The organism is Arthrobacter sp. NtRootA1, from assembly GCF_019976975.1.
GTDB lineage: Bacteria > Actinomycetota > Actinomycetes > Actinomycetales > Micrococcaceae > Arthrobacter > Arthrobacter aromaticivorans.
Map to the genome: position 1 here is coordinate 2,146,833 of NZ_AP024630.1, position 16,496 is coordinate 2,163,328.

Genomic DNA, 16,496 nt, shown 5'->3' on the forward strand with positions numbered 1-16,496 from the left:
TCTCGCCTTGGCCAGCATCCCGTCTGCCAGTTCCCCGGCCTCCGACGGCTGAAAATCGTCATCAAGCGGCAATCTGCCGGAAACTTCCAAATACCACTATGAACCTGTAGGTTTTCCTATACGAAATGAGATAGCATGATTTGCATCACATCGACGTGGCCCTTGGTGGGCGCGTCCCCACAAGGAAGGACTTGAGATGGCCATCAGCGACAAGACCGAGAATGACTCCCAGGAAACCGCGACCACTAAGTCGAGCGAGCATCCTGGCCGTCGAGGCCTGATCGCCGGCGCTGTAGCCGGTGCCGCTGTTTTTGGAGCGACGCGACTCATTCCCGTTGCGGATGGGGGATCCGGCGGGGGAGGGTCAAACGCCGCTGACAAGGAGGCACTGATCGATAAATGGCGCCGGACCAAGGAAGCGAATCTGGGCTGGGAGTTCTCAACGCCGTTGATGCAGTTCCGTAACTCGGCGGGGGAGCCGGACGGATTCAGCGTCGAGATGGTGAAGCTGATGATGGCCGACCTGGACAAGGACATCAAGATCAACTTCACCGAAATGCCCTTCGCGCAACTGGTACCCGCCCTGGCGTCGGGCAAGGTTGAGATGCTGGAACCAGTCACGAACCTGCCCGCGCGAGCCAACGAGGGACTGTTCGCCGACATTCCTGCAAACTACGCACCCATCTATGCTGTGCGCAAGCCGGGCAGCACGCTCGAAAAAGACGAACAGTTGAATGACCCTGCAATCAAAATCGCCGTGATCCAGGGCTCCTCTCAAGCTGCCATCGGCGCCCAGCGCTATCCCAAGGCCACCTTCGTCGCACTGGCGGACGCCACGGTCGCGATCGCTGAAGTAGCTTCCGGTCGGGCCGATGTCACGCTCGCGTCCATTTTCAATGTCATGAACGGCATTCGGAACAATCCGGGGCTGAGCGTTCTTCCGGGCGACCCTCTGTACGTTGACTTCAACACTTTCCTGCTGCCCCAGGGCGACGTCAAGTCGCAGATGTGGATTTCAAACTGGCTGCGCTACCAAGCCGCACGCGGAACGATCGCAGCACTTTGGAACAAGTGGGTTGGGGATGCGCTCCGGAGCGAATTCAAGCTCCCGGTCGTCACGGTTGGCCCGGGCGGCGCCCTCTCTCAGGTCTAGCCGGATCCCGGCAACCGAATAACCACTTAGGAAAAAATGCCTGATATGAAATGGGGCGAAGTCCTCAGCCGGTATGACCTGTTCCTTGCCGGGGCAGCGGTTGATATCTACATTGCCGTGGCCAGCTTTGTGCTTACTGTTCTCATCGGACTGAGCTTGGCCTCGATGTCCCGCGGAAACAAGTTCTCCAAAACGGTTTCCTACATCATCGTCCAGATAGTCCGCGGGGCCCCGTTATACGTTTTGCTGCTTTGGGTGTACTTCGGTGTGTCGCAGCTGGCCGGATTTAATATTCCTGCGGTGGCGGCCGCGATCATTGCCCTCGGGCTTGCCACCTCCGGCGTGACGGCCGAAGTCTTCAGGTCCTCCTTCCTTGCATTGGATAAAGGGCAGGCCCTGGCGGCAAAATCCTTTGGAATGACTCGATGGCAGGCGTACACGGCCGTGCTCTTCCCCCAGGCTATCCGGATAGCCCTGCCCCAGTTGGGCAACGTCTTCGTTATGCAGCTCAAAGGCGCCACCTACGCGGCCGTGATCGGCGTTGCTGAAGCTGTTTTCGTTGCCCAGGACATCTCAACCGGGCTGTTCCTACCCTTCGAGGCGTACGGTGCCTTGGCGGTAATCCTTATCCTCATGGCGTTTGCAGCGTCCTTCGTCTTCACCCTCACCGAAAGGAGGCTGCGGATCAAATGAGCGAATGGTTCGATAAACTCTGGGCCACCTGGGGTCCAGTCCTGGGGTCCACTGGAGCCATATCCGAAGGAATCTACGTCACTCTGGCAGTGACCTTCGCGTCGTTCGGCCTGGCTTGCATCGGTGGGCTGATACTCACTCTCATGCGGCAAAGCGGGTTATCTTGGCTGGAGAAGGTGGCCTTCACGCTGACGCAGGTCTTCCGGTCACTATCGGCCTACGTGTACGTTCTGTTCATTTACTTCGCCCTTCCGGCCTTCACGGGAGTGTCCATCCCACCCATTATGGCCGGCATCATCGGCCTCACCATCTTGAATAGCGCCTACATCGCAGAGATCCTGCGTTCGGCACTGTCCAGCGTCGGCCCAGGTCAGCGCGAAGCGGCCGCAGTTCTGGGCATGACCACCACGCGCACTTACACGGACATCATCCTGCCCCAGGGCGTGCGCGTCGCCATTCCCTCCCTCGTGAGCCAGCTGACGATCATCCTTAAAGACTCTTCGATCATCGGCGTCATCGGCGTCGCCGACATCATGTACCGGGCCAGCCACACAGCAGCGAAGACGTTCCAGTACTTCGAGTACTACACGCTGGTCGGGCTCATGTACGTGGTTGTCGTGTTCATCATGACGATCTTCAGTTCTTGGGTCGAACGGAAGCTTCGCATCCCGTGACCCTGCCCGACTAGCTATCAGCTTCCCGACAGCCAAACCGGGCCGTCGTGAAGCTTGAAACAAACCCACTGCCCTGTGTAGACCACATGTCACCATCAAATACGGAAGGTTCCCATGCGTTTTCAATCAAAGGTAGTCCTCATCACAGGAGCTGCCGGCGGCTTGGGGGAGGCCTCCACCCGGCGCTTTGCCTCCGAGGGCGCAAACCTGATTCTCACCGATCTGGATCAGGAAAAAGTGGAAACCCTCGCAGCGAAATGCCGGGCAGAATACGGATCCACCGTACTCACCTCCGCAGGCGACGTATCCGAGGAAACCGTAGTCAACGGGCTGGTACAGGCAGGACTAGAGGCCTTTGGGCGAATCGACATCCTGTTCAACAACGCAGGCATCAACCCAACGGGAAACGTCGTGGATACGCCCCTGGCTGTTTGGGATCTGACCATGAAAGTAAATCTCCGCTCGGCCTTCCTGATGACCTCACGGGTAATCCCCTCAATGATCGAAGCAGGAGGTGGAGTCATCGTTAATACGGCGTCCATTGCCTCCTTCAAGGCCTCCACCAACGAAGCGGCTTACAGCGTTTCGAAAGCCGCCCTGTTGCAGCTGACGAAAGTCACAGCACGTGACTTCGCAGACTTAAACATTCGGGTCAACGCCGTCTGCCCGGGAATCCTCGAAAACTTCATGGCCGACCGCAAGGTCATCTCCTCAGAGGAAATGATGGCAGAGCGCCGGGCCCGGGTACGCGAAATCGTCCCCTTTAAAAGGGAAGGCCGCTATGAGGAAATCGCCAATCTGGTTGCTTTCCTCGCCTGCGACGAATCTTCCTACGTCACTGGCGCCGCCTTCACGGCCGACGGCGGCCTCACAGTATGAAAGGGTCACAGGCCATGAACGATCCGCTGGTTAAGAACGGCGAAGAACTCCTCACCACCGGAACCGCCGCAGAGGGCGAAATAACTTCCGCGCCGGAGACAGCGCTAGACCCTGGCGCCACCCCGGAAGAGACGCCGATCATCTCCCTCCGGAAGGTCTCCAAAACCTACAACGCCGGCACTGCCAAGGAAGTCAAAGTCCTCAAAGGCATCAACCTCGACATCTACCCGGGTGAAGTGGTAGTTCTCGTCGGCCCCAGTGGCTGCGGCAAGAGCACACTCCTGCGCTCGATGAACCTCATCGCCCCGCCGGACACCGGGTCCATCACGTTCAAAGGCAAAACCTGGTCAAACAGCCAGATCGATTTCTTTGATTTCAAAGCCCGGAAAGCGGAGGCCCAGGCCCTTGCGCAATGGCGGATGTCCATGGGCATGGTGTTCCAGAGCTTCAACCTCTTCCCCCACAAGACGGTCCTCCAAAACGCCATGATTGGCCCCCTTCGGGCCAGGAACATCAACCGTGACCAAGCTGAACGGCTCGCACGGGCAGGATTGAAAAAAGTGGGCATGGACCAGAAAGCCGACTTCTTCCCCAGCGCCCTCTCAGGCGGACAAAAGCAGCGCGTGGCCATTGCCCGGGCCTTGGCCATGGAACCAGACGTCATGCTTTTTGACGAAGCCACCTCAGCCCTTGATCCTGAACTCCGCATCGACATTCTGGAGGAGATGAAGCAGCTTGCCGCCGAAGGAATGACCATGATCGTGGTCACCCATGAACTCGCTTTCGCACGCGAAGTCGGCAGCCGGGTCATCTTTATGGAGAGCGGTCAAATCGCCGAAGACGGACCTGCCAAAGAAACCATCGACAATCCCACACACCCCCGGTTCATCGAGTTCCTTCGGGCCCTCCACCACTAAGACGGGCGGCGGGCGGGCGCCAGTCCCGCCGACCAAGCAAAGGACAACACATGATCACTGTTAAGGACATCTCCAAGTCCTACGGAGACGTGGAAGTGCTGCGGAACTGTTCCCTGCAGGTAGAAAAGGGCGAAGTCGTCGTCATCTGCGGCCCCTCAGGCTCCGGCAAAAGCACATTCATCAAAACCCTCAACGGGCTGGAACCCATCAACTCCGGTTCGATCGACATCGCCGGATTCACCCTCAATCCTGGGAAAAAGGTTCCCCGAAAGCTCCACCTGGAAGTTGGCATGGTTTTCCAGCACTTCGAACTGTTCCCGCACCTGACCGCCGCGCAGAACGTCGCCCTGCCGCAGGTCAAGGTTCTCCGTCGAAGCAAGGCCGAGGCCATGGAACGCTCCGCCCAGCTTCTGGCACGCGTTGGTCTGCAAGCGCACAGCAGCAAGTACCCGCAGAACCTCTCCGGCGGCCAACAGCAAAGGGTGGCCATCGCCCGTACCCTTGCTATGGACCCCCAGGTCATGCTGTTTGACGAGCCCACCTCAGCCCTTGACCCCGAAATGGTTAACGAAGTGCTCGCCGTCATGACCGGTTTGGCGAAAGATGGCATGACCATGCTGTGCGTAACCCACGAGATGGGCTTCGCCAAAAGAGCAGCCGACCGGGTTGTCTTCATGGATCAAGGCAAGATCCTCGAAGACCTCCCGACGACCGATTTCTTCGAGAACTCCACAACCCAGCGTGCCCGGGACTTCCTGTCCAAGATTCTGGTGCTCTAAACGCTCAGTCCATTGACCACCACCCCGTTCGTGACCATACCTATTGCATACGATTTCATATCTTGTATGGAAGGGGTGGTTCGTGACAGTGGACCTTCCATTTTCCTCCCGATTTCATTATTGAAGGATCTCCTATAGGATTTCCAATAGCATGATGGTCGTCACGGCCCGGTGATCCAGACAACTATCTGCTTGGCCGTAATCAGCCGCGAAGGAGAACAAGCCCGATGAGATCCGCAACGAGCATGATGGTTTATCCGTCGACCTCGCAGCCATGGACGGGGGCGTGAAACCTATGAATCGCTTCTTCTACGATGTGGCGATTGCCGGTTCAGGCGGAGCCGCGCTCGTTGCGGCCTGTGCCGCGGCCGATCGTGGTCTCTCGGTCACCGTGTTGGAATCGACGCAGTTCCTCGGCGGGACGACTGCGCTCTCCGGCGGCCAGATGTGGATCCCGGGTTCTGCCGCCATGCGCAGGGCGGGGTTGGAAGATTCGGTTGATGAAGCCCTGCAGTACCTCCGGCGCCTGTCCCTGGGAACGACCTCTGAGGCTGCACTGCACTCTTTCGTGGTCAACGGCCCCCGGTTCATCGCTTACCTCGAAAACGAACTTGAAATGCCGATAGTCAGCATCGACCGTCCCGACTACCACCCCGACTGGGACGGGGCGGCCTGGGGGCGCTCCGTGGAACCGCTGCCGGTGACCACGGACGAACTTGGTGAGTGGCGTCATCGCGTCCGGACGTCGCCGACACGAGGTCCGATCACCGGCCCGGAGTCACGCACCGGAATCCCCGAACCTGTCCTTCGTGAACGCACAGCCAATGATGTGCGGACCCAAGGATCAGGGCTTGTTGCCGGATTGGTAAAGGCTGCGCTCCGCCGCGGCGTGGACTTCCAAGTTCAGGCCGCGGTCCGCGCCGTCAGACGAGAGGGCGGCCATTTCGTACTGGATACCGCCAAAGGGCAGATCAGCGCAGGCAACGTAGTGCTCGCCGCAGGTGGGTTTGCCCGGAATGCAGCCCTTCGCTCAGCATTCCTGCCACCAGTCGACATTGCTCCCACCGCAGCACCTGGCTCGCAGGGCGATGGGCTGAGGCTGGGCACCTCTTTGGGGGGTACCTTGCGAAGCATGTGCGAGGCATGGTGGACCGCTGCCGTGTCGATCGCCGGGGAATCCATCGACTCAGCCCCTTTGCACCGAAATGTTGTGCGGGAGCTGGCCTACCCGGGGTCCCTTCTCGTAAATGCGGCAGGGAAGAGGTTCGTCAATGAAGCCAGTTCCTATAACGACCTCGGCAAGGCCTTCTTCACGTTCGATCCCACCAGCCACCGATTCCCCAACCAACCAGCATGGCTGATCTTCGACTCCGCCTTCCGGAGTCGGCGCACAGTTGCCGGGGTAGGACCCAATGCGTCCCTTCCAGATGAGTTCATCCAAGCCGAAGATCTCCAAACGCTTGCACAACAGGCCGGCATCGACCCCAACGGGCTGATCACCACCGTCACCGAGATGAATCGTATGGCCGAAGCAGGCACCGATCAGCAGTTCGGCCGGGGTCATAATCCGCATGACGGGTTTAACGGCGACGAAGCACATCACCCCAATCCCTGCCTGGGTCCGATCGACCAAGGTCCCTTCTTCGCCGTTCCCGTTGTCCTTGGCGCCAACGGGACCAAGGGTGGTCTGGTCACGGACCATATCTCACGGGTCCTCGACCACGACGGAGTCCCGATTGAGGGCCTCTTTGCTGTCGGCGAAAACGCGGCGGCACTCATGGGTCCGGGATATGCCGGTTCCGGAGCGTCTCTGGGGCCAGCCCTAACGGCAGCCTTCACACTCGCCGAGCACTTGGGCAAGGGCCACTCCGCCCGAGACGACAACGACAGCAACAATTCAAAAGCCCGCCAGGCCACACGCTCCTGACGGGGCTGTAGCATCAGAAAGGAAGGCCATCCATGGCCACCCCAACCAACACTTTGCCTCGCCCCAAGCCGAGGATTATCTTTGCTGCGTGCTTCGGGCACGCTGTGGAATGGTTCGAATTTGGAGTCTACGGTTACCTCGCCACGGTGCTGGGTAAGGTCTTCTTCCCGAGCAGCGATCCGACCACCTCCATCCTGTCCGCGTTGGCTGTCTTCGGGGTAGCCTTTCTTGCCCGTCCTGTCGGAGCGGTCATCTTCGGCAGCCTGGGGGACAGGCTGGGACGCCGGGCGGTGCTTTCCACCACCATCCTGCTCATGGGTGGTGCCACCACTGCCATCGGCCTGCTGCCCACTTATGAAGCCATTGGAGTTTTCGCTCCGATTTTGCTCATTTGCCTCCGCCTGCTCCAGGGCTTGTCTGCCGGCGGTGAAACCTCGGGCGCGGCGGCCTTCCTGGCCGAGTCAGCCCCCAAAGGCCGCCGCGCATTGTGGACATCCAGCATCCAGGCAGTTGGCATCGTGGCCTTCGTCGTGGCTGCCTCCCTCGTGGCAGGCTTGACCGCCGTACTGGGTGAGGCCCAGCTGATGGCATGGGGCTGGCGGATTCCGTTCCTGCTCTCCCTGCCTTTGGCCGGCATCGGCCTTTACCTCCGCTTCAAGGTCGAAGAAACCCCCGCTTTCCAGGCTGCTGTGGCCAAGGAAGAGGGCGAACACCAGCGCGTTCCGATGAAGCAGCTGTTCGGTCATCACAAGAAGGCGCTCCTTCTTCTCATCTGCATCGTCATGGTGGAAGCCGTCGCGTCCTACGTAGCCAAGACCTATGCCTCCACGTACCTGATCTCCACCATCGGACTCAGCTCCGGCGCCGCGCTGCTGTCCACCTCGGTAACCCTGCTGCTGGCCGCCGCCATGATTCCGTTCTATGCACTCCTGAGCGACAGGATCGGACGTAAGCCTCTCCTCATCGGCGGCACCGTCGGCCTCATGGTCCTGGCCGTCCCCGCCTTCCTCCTGATCGGTTCCGGCAGCCTTGTCGGGGCAATTGTCGGCCAGATCATGGCCATCGTTCCCGGCACAGCCATCTCGGTAGCCGTAGTCGTTGCGCAGACCGAGCTTTTCCCGACCGAGGTCCGCTACTCCGGAGCTTCCCTGGGCTACAACGTTGCCTACGCCCTATTCGGCGGCACAGCACCCTACGTGGCGGCATTCCTCGTTGCTTCGACCAGCCTGAAACTGATGCCGGCGTTCTACCTGATCGTGATCAGCGCTGTCGGACTCATCGCGATGTGGAAGCTGCCCGAGACCTTCAGGAAGAACCTCATCGGCGCATCGGCTGAACCCGCACGCGTCCCAGCACATTCAAAGTGAGCCCGGACGCAACGATGCCGCACATGGGTGAGGCGAATGCCCCTAAGCAGACGGCCAGTAGAAACGAGCTTGTCGTGCTTGGCTCAGCTGGCGGCCCGACGCCAAAGCCAGGCCGACGGCCCGTCTCTCATGCCCTGGTGGTGGACCAGAACATCTCTCTCGTCGACTGTGGTAACGGAACCATCAGCCAGTTCGTTAGCGCCGGACTGGACCTTGGCAGCCTTCGCCGGATTCTGATCACGCACCACCACATCGACCACGTCGCAGATGTGGCCATGTTCCTGCACCTTGCATGGTCACAACTGCGTGCACCGGTCGAAGTCATTGGCCCACCACCGGTGGCCCGTCTTTTCGAACTGCACTACGAAGCGTTCGACTTCGATATCCAGTCGCGCATGAACGATGAAGGCCGCAGGCACCTGCGCGAGTTTGTGCGCGTGCATGAAATTACGGGCCCTGAAATCTTCGACGACGGCTCTGTCACGGTCACGGCCGCGATGGTTGAACACCCGCCTGTCGAGTTTGCCTTCGGGTACCGGATCGATCAGGCAGGACGGAGCGTTTGCTTCTCCGGCGACACAAGGCCTAGCGAATCCTTAAGCACCCTTGCGCGCGGATGTGACCTGTTGATCCATGAAACGACCTACCTCACAAACGCCACGGACTATCTCAGTGCTGAGCGGGCCACTCTCGTTTTGCCCCGGATGCGAAGCGTCCACAGCGATCCCAAGGGCGCTGGACAGGTCGCTGCCGCTGCAGGGGTCTCAGGGCTTCTGCTGAGCCCGGTAGGGACCTTCGGCCCTGCTTCGGACGAAGAGATCCTCGCCGAAGCAGCCGCCGAATTCACCGGCGAGGTCTGGGTCGGCCGAGACTTCCTACGCATCCCACTTCCACAACCAGGAGAAAAGTAATCCCATGACCACTTACAACACCGGCGGCGAGGCCGTCGTCAGCAGCCTCAAGGCCAACGGACTCACCACCGTCTTCGGGCTCCCCGGCGTTCAGAACGACTGGCTTTACAACGCCTTCTACGATGCCGGCGATGACATCCGCATCATCCACACCCGCCACGAGCAAGGTGCCGGTTACATGGCACTTGGACACACCATGGCCACGGGAAAGCCGAGCATCTGCAACGTCGTGCCCGGCCCCGGGGCGCTCAACGCGGGGGCAGCCCTCGCCACGGCCTACGGCCTGAACGCCAAGATGCTGTTCCTTACCGGTCAAATTTCTCAGAAAATGATCGGCCGGGAAATGGGAACGCTCCACGAAGTCCCCGACCAGCCAGGGATGCTGCGGTCGCTGACCAAGCACTACGACCGTGTCACCCATCCAGCTGAGGCCGGCCAGAAAATCGCCGATGCGATCCGTGCCATGAACTCAGGACGTCCCCGCCCGGCAGCGCTGGAAGTCCCCATGGACGTGCTCGAACAACGAGCTCCGGTCTCCGATACCGTCCCGGTGGCCGACGCGCCCGAGGACATCATCGACGAAGAAGGCATCGAAAAGGCCCTGAACATCCTCGCCGAGGCCAAGAACCCGATGATTTTCGTGGCCAACGGCGCCCAGGACGTCTCCGCGGAAGTCACCAGGCTCGCCGAGATCCTCCAGGCCCCGGTCGTTGGCTACCGCACCGGACGTGGAATCGTTGACAGCCGACACCCGTTGAGCGTCTTCCTCCCCGAGGCAAAGCCACTCTGGGCCGAAACGGACGTCGTCCTCGCCCTCGGAGGCAGCGCCCGTTCTGCTCTTCAGGGATGGGGCAAGGGCAAGCGTAAGCTCATCCGCATCGACGTCGACCAAACCGTCCATGGACGCTACGGACAGCCCGACGCGGCGATTACCGGCCGCCTTGAAGCGCACCTTCCGGTCTTGATCGAAGGTCTGGAAAAGCGGGGCATCCAGAACGCGGACATCACCGAACAGATGACACTGGTCCACAAGGAATGGAAAGAGCGCAGCGCCGTTCTTGACCAGCAGACGGCATACCTTGCCGTTATCCGCGAAGCACTAGGCGTCGACGGTGTCTTCGTTGACGAATTGACCCAGATCGGCTTCGCCAGCCGTATCCTGCTCCCCGTCTATAAGCCCCGTACCTTCATCTCCACCGGCTACATGGGCACGCTCGGTTACGGTTTTCCCACAGCTCTTGGAGCCAAGGTGGCCAAGCCGGACACCCGTGTGCTGTCCGTAACGGGAGACGGCGGTTTCATGTTCGCAGCAACCGAGCTGGCCACAGCGGTCCAGCACAACATCGGTCTGGTCACTGTCCTGTTCAACAATTCCCAGTACGGCAACGTCCAGCAGATGCAACGTGACCTCTACGGCGGCAAGGTGATTGCCACCGACCTGGTCAACCCGAACTTCGAACAGTTCGTCACGTCCTTCGGAGCGTCATACGGTCGTGCCACCTCCCCGCAGGAGCTTGGACCGGTCCTCGAAGATGCCTTCCGGTCCGGCCGGCCAACCGTCATCGAGGTCGTGGTGGGAAACATGACCAGTGTGGACCAGTTCCGGTGAGCAAGGCACTGAAAAGCCCACCAGCGCCATACCTGAAAGAGCTGTGGACAAAGCTCGAAGTTCTCCGCTGCGTCGTGGTCGTGGGCCTGCCCGGGACGGGTAAGAGCCTGCTGGTTCGGGAAATAGCCGCTGCCGCAGCCGCTGCCGGACGAAACAGCAGTCTCCTGCAATGGGACGTCTCCCGAGAGAGTTGGGACTCCCACCCCACCGCATCGGCACTCTTCCCTGAGATCGACGGCGTCACCCACTCGGGGATCCGCCTGGCCATGGGCTCCTGGGTTCGAACCACGGTGGGGAAGTGGTTCAGTAACCACGCCGGGCTTGAGCAACTGCTGATCGTGGAGGCCCCCCATATCGGAGGCAGGTTCTCTGAGCTCTCCCACATCGTCGATGACCAGGCTGAACAACCATTGGCAGGCGCAGAAACCCTCTTCGTCCTGGTGGCCCCAACCAAGGAACTGCAACTCACACTCAAACGCCAACGCGCCGCTGACATGGAAGCCGGGCAGGGCACTTACGAGAGCAACAACGCTTCCCCTGACCTTCTTGATGAACTGACTAACTCCCTTCGTGGTCCGGCAGGAGAGCTGGGTATCACCGGTTCAACCTCCACCGGGTATGACCCCGGTCTTTACGCCGGACTCATGCAACATGTCCTACGGCACCGGCATGTCCTGCTAGTCCAACCGGACGAGCTGATGGAAGTCACCGGATCCGTCTATTCCCTGGGGAACAGCTCGGAGAGGCTTTGGGCAACGGAGGAAGAGGTCAGCGCATCGCTTGACCCCGTTGCATCACTGTCTCCAGATGAACTGTTGCAGCGGACCGATTCCTGGTTCAGGTTCTAGCCAAATCCCGGAACAAAAGAAAGGTGGTACAGGCCGACCGGCCTGTACCACCTTTCTTCTTTGGCTTCGCTCGAGCTAGAGCACCCTGTTATCGGTCATGCTGCCGGACGGGAATTCAGCTTCTCCTGGACACGGCGGACCAGGACCAACGTGTGCTCTCGGCTGATCTCTTCGAGGCTGGCGTCAGCTTCCCCGTTTTCGATGGCGTCGATGATCCGGGTATGGAAACCAATGGTTTCCTTGCCCGCTGACAAGCCCAGGGTCTGAATGATGATGCCGCGTTCCCGGGCAAACACCAGGCTGCTGACCGTGTCCGTCCATTGGGACAGGCGCTGAAGCTCCTGAATAAGCAGCGCGTTGGGGCAACGGTCATGGATCATCTCATGGAACCGCCGGTTCAAGCTGGTCCAGGATTCGAAGTCGAATTCTTCCAGGGCACCCAGAAGGCTGTCGTTGGTCTCCCGTAATGCAGCGATCTCCTCAGCCGTCAGCAAGGGAGCCGCGGCGCGGGTCGCGTACGCCTCCATGACTGCCTTCATCTCCATAAGATTGAACCAGTGGGTCTTGTCCAGCTGCACGATGGAGGGACCGGAGTTCGCGCCGTACTCGACCAGCCCCTCGGCCTCAAGCCGCCTCAACGCTTCCCGGATCGGTGCTTGGCTGACCCCGATATCCTTGACTAGATTGTCAATGATCAGCCTCTGCCCCGCGGCGTACTGCGAGCCGACAATGCGGTTACGCAGGATTTCGTGGGCATAATCGACCTTGGACTGGGTGGCTGAGGCTGGTGCTGTAACTGACATGTCTCCCTCTCGGAGCGGTAACGACAACATTCGAGGCGTGGGGTGCGCCTTATCCCGCAACGGTCGGGGGAGTTCATAACAGCCCGCGATTCCGTATAGCTAATCCTATGCGATCGACTGAGGTTTAACTCACGCTTCCCCGAAGAAATGGCCTAGGCGCTTTGCTTGGCAGCGTTCGTAACCACCCGGTCGAGGGCGGCGATCGTTGCGCTGACTTGGTCGGGTGTTCCGACGGTGATCCTGACGCTTTCAGGGTCTCCCATGGCGTTTCCCGGGCGAACGATGACGCCTTCACCTTCAAGTGCCTTGGTGAATGCCTTGGCATCTCCGACCTTGACGTAGACGAAGTTGGCATGTGAATCCAAGGGTTCGAAGCCGAGGTCGCGGAGACCGTTCGTGAGAGCGTCGCGGCCCTGCTTGTTCAGGCCGACCCGGCGGACCAGTTCGGCTTCCTCGTTCAGGCTCGCCAGCGCTGCGGCCTGGGCGACGCTGGAGACTTCGTAGTTGCTTTGCACCTTCTGGACGGCACCGATGATTTCCGGGGAGCCAACGAGGTAGGCCACGCGCAAACCGGCCAGGCCGTATGCCTTGGAAAAAGTGCGGAGCGTGACGAGGTTGCGGCGCTTGAAAGCGGACTCCGCGACCGTGTCGGTGTATTCCTGCGACTGTGCGTATTCGAAGTAGGCCTCGTCCACCACAATAGTGACGTATTGCGGAACGTCCCGGATGAACTGGAGCAATTCGTCGCGGCCAACGATGCCACCGGTGGGGTTGTTGGGGTTGCAGACGTAGACGATGCGGGTGGCGTCGTTGATCAAGCCGAGCATGGCCTCGAGATCATAGCTGCCATCCGCACGGACCGGCGTGCTCAGCGTCTTCGCGCCTTGCTTCCGAGCGTCGAGTGCGTAGGCGTGGAAGGTCGGAGTGGAGAGCACAATGTTCGTGCCTTCGTCGAGCAATGCGACCGACAGGTGATGGATGAGTCCGATGCCCCCTGCACCGACAGCGACCTCGGTGATGTCAACGTTGAGCATCCGTGCCAGTTCAGCGCGGAGGGTTCGGAACCCCGACTCGGGGTAAAGGTTTGCTTTGGCCACCTGCTCCAGGGCCGCCTTTGCCGCAGAAGGGAAGGGGCCATACGGGCCCTCGTTAGCGGCCAAGCCCAGCAATTCCAGAACAGCGCCTTCCCCGGCTGCATCGCGGACGCTGCGCCCCGCACTGTAGGGCGGCAATCCATCAATGGCTGCCCTGATTGTCGGGCCGGATCCGTTTTCGGTGGCAGGGGTTTGCATATTTACCTATCCTAAGTTCTCCTATAGACTTTCCTATATGATTCTATACACGCTAGAGGAAAAGGACAATGGCTGAAACTGCGCAGTTGAAAGGCATCTTCGTCGGCAACCACTGGCAGCCGGCCACTGGCTCGGACGTCATGGGCGTGTACAACCCCGCCAATGGCAAGCTCATCGGGGAGGTAGCCGCAGCGGGCACTGCAGATGTAGAGCGCGCGAGCCTGGCCGCGCTCGGGGCATTTCCGTTATGGAGCGCAACACCGGTAGGGGAGCGGGCTGCGATCGTCGCGAGGATCGCTGACGGTCTCGAAGCCAAGGCGGAAGAGCTGGCAGACGGCATTACCGCCGAAGTGGGCACACCCCGCCACAAATGCGTCCGCATGCAAGTGGCCCCCGCCGTGCACAGCTTCCGCAGCGCCGCGCGTCTCGGCCCGGAAGCCATGGTCACGGAGCAGCTGGATGCAACCCAGGTTCACAAAGTCCCGGTAGGTGTGGTCGCTTGCATCACCCCATGGAATTACCCGCTCTACCAGATCGCATCCAAGGTTGCTCCAGCGCTCGTGGCCGGATGCACGGTGGTGCTGAAACCCAGCGAGGTGGCGCCTAGCAATGCCGCAATCCTGGCCGATGTTGCTGCTCAAGCCGGTCTGCCGGCGGGCGTCTTCAACGTAGTCTTCGGGGACGGCCCAACAACCGGTGAGGCGCTGATCAGCCACCCTGCCATCGACTTCGTCTCCTTCACCGGCTCCACACGCGCCGGGGCAAGGATCGCAGGAGTGGCTGGCGGCTTTATCAAGCAGGTCTCCCTCGAACTGGGCGGAAAATCTGCCAGCCTGGTTCTCCCGGGAACCGACCTCGGGAATGCCGTCAGCAACACACTCGAAAAGAGCTTTCAAAACTCCGGACAAACCTGCGCCGCACTCACCCGGCTCTTGGTTCCATCAGAGGCACTGGATCAAGTATCAGCAACCCTCCGAGCGCGGGTGGCGGGCTATTCTGTTGGTAACCCTGAGGACTCCTCAACGGTATTGGGCCCTGTGGCCACGGCAGCGCAACGTGACAAGGTTCTTGCCATGACAACGGCTGCGAAAGCATCCGGGGCGGAAGTGCTCGCGTCCGGTCCCATATCCGGCGACCCAGAAGGGTATTTCGTTCCCGCCGAAGCATTCCTCACCGGCGCCAACGACGAACTCGCCCAGGAAGAGGTCTTTGGTCCCGTCCTTGCCGTCGTACCCTACGTGGACATTGACGAAGCGGTTGCCATTGCCAACAACTCACCCTACGGGCTCAGCGGCGCAGTTTGGGGTCCGACTGCCGAAGACGCCGGCAAGGTCGCAACACAAATCAGGACCGGGAGCGTCTCCATAAACGGCGCACCGACCCATCCCGACGCGCCTTTTGGCGGTTTTCGGATGTCCGGATTCGGCCGGGAACGGGGCGCCCACGGCATTGAAGAGTTCCTGACAACCCAATCAGTGCACTACTAGACCAACCAACTCCGATCCCACCCTTATGAGGAACCAGATGCGACCATACAGGCCACTCGCCGAGCGCTCGTTCCGGCAAGACGAGCGCTGTGATGACGATTGCCACTTCTGCACTGGCCCGGAGACGGACTAGGACTTCCGGGGCGAGGGGACTTCCCTCTCACAGGCCCCCCTTTCCCATCCAACCGGCAGAGAAGGCCCCGCAGGCCCTCGACGCCCTAACCCCAGGGGAATAATGAACGATAAAGACTCCATGGGCGTGGAGCTTAGGTTCCACGACCCGCTGGCGGCGCCGGCGGGGACTGGTTCCGCCCCGAGTTCTTCATTATCAGAGTCGGGCCATCACCGCACGAGAGCCGATCGTCGCCCAAGGCCTGCCGCACAGGGCGTCCCAGCACTGCGCTCACAAGCCCTGGCCGAAGTAGTTCAGGACCTGCAACGACTCATGAATGCCCGTGAGGGAGCCACCTTGGGCGACGGACGGCGAACGCGTCTTTCCACTGGAGCGCCAGTCATTCGCGCTGGGCGCGACGGGCACCAATGCCGGTCCTCGCGGCCAGACACTGACTTAGGGAAACACTGCATGCCAAGGCATGGACGGGACTTCTTGCAGCTACTTTCTACTCCCGTACTCTAAAAGCCGATAACCGTGATTCGGTCAACTGGCTAGTGGGTTATGCCCGCCTAGGGATTCGGCGCGTCGGCCACGGTGAACGGCAACTGCCGCCGTGGTCCGCTGGTGTCAGAATAATGCCAAATTCCGTTTCGCTGACAGTTGCTAGTCACTCTCGGTGCGGGTTGTTTCTCCGGTTGCCTGGGGGCGCACTTCTTCGGGGTTCACCAAGCTCGCGGAAGCGGCCATGGCAGCCCCTTCATTCTTGATCTCGCGGACCTCTGATTTGAAGATACGCATCGATTGCCCGATGTTGCGGGCCATGACAGGCAGTCTCGGGGCCGCGAAGAGCAGGACAGCGACGGCAATGATTGTGCCGATAACCCAGGGCTCAGCGAATAGTCGTCCCATTGTGAACTCCTTCGTTCATAGAAGCCGACGCCCCAGAGGGTCGTCGATTCAGGCAAAGGTAGCAGCAGCAACGATTACGTGTCGAGGCTTTGAAACTAGTTTCTGAAACTAGTTGCAAAGGTTCTTTGACTCC

The 16,496-nt window shown here is 60.4% G+C and carries 16 protein-coding genes; 12 read left to right on the forward strand and 4 right to left on the reverse strand.

The annotated features are described in order from the left end of the window. The first annotated feature begins 196 nt into the window (after positions 1-196). The 11 genes from LDN90_RS09725 to LDN90_RS09775 all read left to right on the forward strand — a co-directional run bounded on the left by LDN90_RS09725 (position 197) and on the right by LDN90_RS09775 (position 11,757). Positions 197-1,153 carry a transporter substrate-binding domain-containing protein gene (locus tag LDN90_RS09725; RefSeq protein WP_223948857.1) on the forward strand — a complete coding sequence of 319 codons (957 nt, stop codon included), beginning with the start codon at positions 197-199 and terminating at the stop codon, positions 1,151-1,153. Positions 1,154-1,189: 36 nt separating this feature from the next. Continuing rightward, a complete protein-coding gene (locus LDN90_RS09730; RefSeq protein ID WP_223948858.1) occupies positions 1,190-1,846 on the forward strand; it encodes an amino acid ABC transporter permease in 657 nt (218 codons plus the stop codon). Continuing rightward, positions 1,843-2,520, forward strand: coding sequence for an amino acid ABC transporter permease (locus tag LDN90_RS09735; protein ID WP_223948859.1), 678 nt, complete (start codon positions 1,843-1,845; stop codon positions 2,518-2,520). Before LDN90_RS09730 ends, LDN90_RS09735 begins: the two co-directional genes overlap by 4 nt. A gap of 114 nt (positions 2,521-2,634) precedes the next feature. Further along, positions 2,635-3,399, forward strand: a complete 765-nt coding sequence (locus tag LDN90_RS09740) for an SDR family oxidoreductase (protein WP_223948860.1) — start codon at positions 2,635-2,637, stop codon at positions 3,397-3,399. A gap of 14 nt (positions 3,400-3,413) precedes the next feature. Continuing rightward, a complete protein-coding gene (locus tag LDN90_RS09745; RefSeq protein WP_223948861.1) occupies positions 3,414-4,316 on the forward strand; it encodes an amino acid ABC transporter ATP-binding protein in 903 nt (300 codons plus the stop codon). Between the two features lie 50 nt (positions 4,317-4,366). Beyond that, positions 4,367-5,095 (forward strand): amino acid ABC transporter ATP-binding protein, encoded by a 729-nt coding sequence (locus LDN90_RS09750; RefSeq protein ID WP_223948862.1) that lies wholly within the window; start codon positions 4,367-4,369, stop codon positions 5,093-5,095. Positions 5,096-5,390: 295 nt separating this feature from the next. Continuing rightward, entirely contained in the window at positions 5,391-7,022 is a 1,632-nt protein-coding gene (locus LDN90_RS09755; RefSeq protein ID WP_223949273.1) for an FAD-dependent oxidoreductase, read from the forward strand. A gap of 32 nt (positions 7,023-7,054) precedes the next feature. Then, complete coding sequence (locus LDN90_RS09760; RefSeq protein WP_223948863.1) at positions 7,055-8,389, forward strand: MFS transporter; 1,335 nt, start codon at positions 7,055-7,057, stop codon at positions 8,387-8,389. 23 nt (positions 8,390-8,412) lie between these two features. Continuing rightward, positions 8,413-9,300 (forward strand): MBL fold metallo-hydrolase, encoded by an 888-nt coding sequence (locus tag LDN90_RS09765; protein WP_223948864.1) that lies wholly within the window; start codon positions 8,413-8,415, stop codon positions 9,298-9,300. Positions 9,301-9,304: 4 nt separating this feature from the next. Further along, a complete protein-coding gene (locus tag LDN90_RS09770; RefSeq protein ID WP_223948865.1) occupies positions 9,305-10,909 on the forward strand; it encodes a thiamine pyrophosphate-dependent enzyme in 1,605 nt (534 codons plus the stop codon). After that, positions 10,906-11,757, forward strand: coding sequence for a hypothetical protein (locus tag LDN90_RS09775; RefSeq protein WP_223948866.1), 852 nt, complete (start codon positions 10,906-10,908; stop codon positions 11,755-11,757). The genes LDN90_RS09770 and LDN90_RS09775 overlap by 4 nt, the downstream gene beginning before the upstream one ends. 95 nt (positions 11,758-11,852) lie before the next feature. Here the strand turns inward: LDN90_RS09775 and LDN90_RS09780 are convergent, their stop codons facing one another. Next, positions 11,853-12,560: a GntR family transcriptional regulator gene (locus tag LDN90_RS09780; RefSeq protein WP_223948867.1), complete on the reverse strand. Its 708-nt coding sequence runs from the start codon at positions 12,558-12,560 to the stop codon at positions 11,853-11,855. 152 nt (positions 12,561-12,712) lie between these two features. Further along, positions 12,713-13,852 carry a histidinol-phosphate transaminase gene (hisC, locus tag LDN90_RS09785; protein ID WP_223948868.1) on the reverse strand — a complete coding sequence of 380 codons (1,140 nt, stop codon included), beginning with the start codon at positions 13,850-13,852 and terminating at the stop codon, positions 12,713-12,715. 68 nt (positions 13,853-13,920) lie between these two features. Between hisC and LDN90_RS09790 the strand changes: the two genes are divergently transcribed. Then, positions 13,921-15,339 carry an aldehyde dehydrogenase family protein gene (locus tag LDN90_RS09790; RefSeq protein WP_223948869.1) on the forward strand — a complete coding sequence of 473 codons (1,419 nt, stop codon included), beginning with the start codon at positions 13,921-13,923 and terminating at the stop codon, positions 15,337-15,339. Between the two features lie 403 nt (positions 15,340-15,742). On the opposite strand, the gene LDN90_RS24190 is transcribed toward LDN90_RS09790, so the two are convergent. Together LDN90_RS24190 and LDN90_RS09795 are read right to left on the reverse strand one after the other, a co-directional pair. Then, a complete protein-coding gene (locus LDN90_RS24190; RefSeq protein WP_263426281.1) occupies positions 15,743-15,877 on the reverse strand; it encodes a hypothetical protein in 135 nt (44 codons plus the stop codon). A 240-nt stretch (positions 15,878-16,117) separates the two neighbouring features. Beyond that, positions 16,118-16,363 carry a twin-arginine translocase TatA/TatE family subunit gene (locus LDN90_RS09795; protein ID WP_223948870.1) on the reverse strand — a complete coding sequence of 82 codons (246 nt, stop codon included), beginning with the start codon at positions 16,361-16,363 and terminating at the stop codon, positions 16,118-16,120. Positions 16,364-16,496: the final 133 nt, after the last annotated feature.

What these genes read in the sequence shown, in the direction of transcription:
- LDN90_RS09725 (WP_223948857.1), top strand. Translation starts at nt 197, where the DNA reads ATGGCCATCAGCGACAAGACCGAGAATGACTCCCAGGAAACCGCGACC.
- LDN90_RS09730 (WP_223948858.1), top strand. Translation starts at nt 1,190, where the DNA reads ATGCCTGATATGAAATGGGGCGAAGTCCTCAGCCGGTATGACCTGTTC.
- LDN90_RS09735 (WP_223948859.1), top strand. Translation starts at nt 1,843, where the DNA reads ATGAGCGAATGGTTCGATAAACTCTGGGCCACCTGGGGTCCAGTCCTG.
- LDN90_RS09740 (WP_223948860.1), top strand. Translation starts at nt 2,635, where the DNA reads ATGCGTTTTCAATCAAAGGTAGTCCTCATCACAGGAGCTGCCGGCGGC.
- LDN90_RS09745 (WP_223948861.1), top strand. Translation starts at nt 3,414, where the DNA reads ATGAACGATCCGCTGGTTAAGAACGGCGAAGAACTCCTCACCACCGGA.
- LDN90_RS09750 (WP_223948862.1), top strand. Translation starts at nt 4,367, where the DNA reads ATGATCACTGTTAAGGACATCTCCAAGTCCTACGGAGACGTGGAAGTG.
- LDN90_RS09755 (WP_223949273.1), top strand. Translation starts at nt 5,391, where the DNA reads ATGAATCGCTTCTTCTACGATGTGGCGATTGCCGGTTCAGGCGGAGCC.
- LDN90_RS09760 (WP_223948863.1), top strand. Translation starts at nt 7,055, where the DNA reads ATGGCCACCCCAACCAACACTTTGCCTCGCCCCAAGCCGAGGATTATC.
- LDN90_RS09765 (WP_223948864.1), top strand. Translation starts at nt 8,413, where the DNA reads ATGGGTGAGGCGAATGCCCCTAAGCAGACGGCCAGTAGAAACGAGCTT.
- LDN90_RS09770 (WP_223948865.1), top strand. Translation starts at nt 9,305, where the DNA reads ATGACCACTTACAACACCGGCGGCGAGGCCGTCGTCAGCAGCCTCAAG.
- LDN90_RS09780 (WP_223948867.1), bottom strand. Translation starts at nt 12,560, where the DNA reads ATGTCAGTTACAGCACCAGCCTCAGCCACCCAGTCCAAGGTCGATTAT.
- hisC (WP_223948868.1), bottom strand. Translation starts at nt 13,852, where the DNA reads ATGCAAACCCCTGCCACCGAAAACGGATCCGGCCCGACAATCAGGGCA.
- LDN90_RS09790 (WP_223948869.1), top strand. Translation starts at nt 13,921, where the DNA reads ATGGCTGAAACTGCGCAGTTGAAAGGCATCTTCGTCGGCAACCACTGG.
- LDN90_RS09795 (WP_223948870.1), bottom strand. Translation starts at nt 16,363, where the DNA reads ATGGGACGACTATTCGCTGAGCCCTGGGTTATCGGCACAATCATTGCC.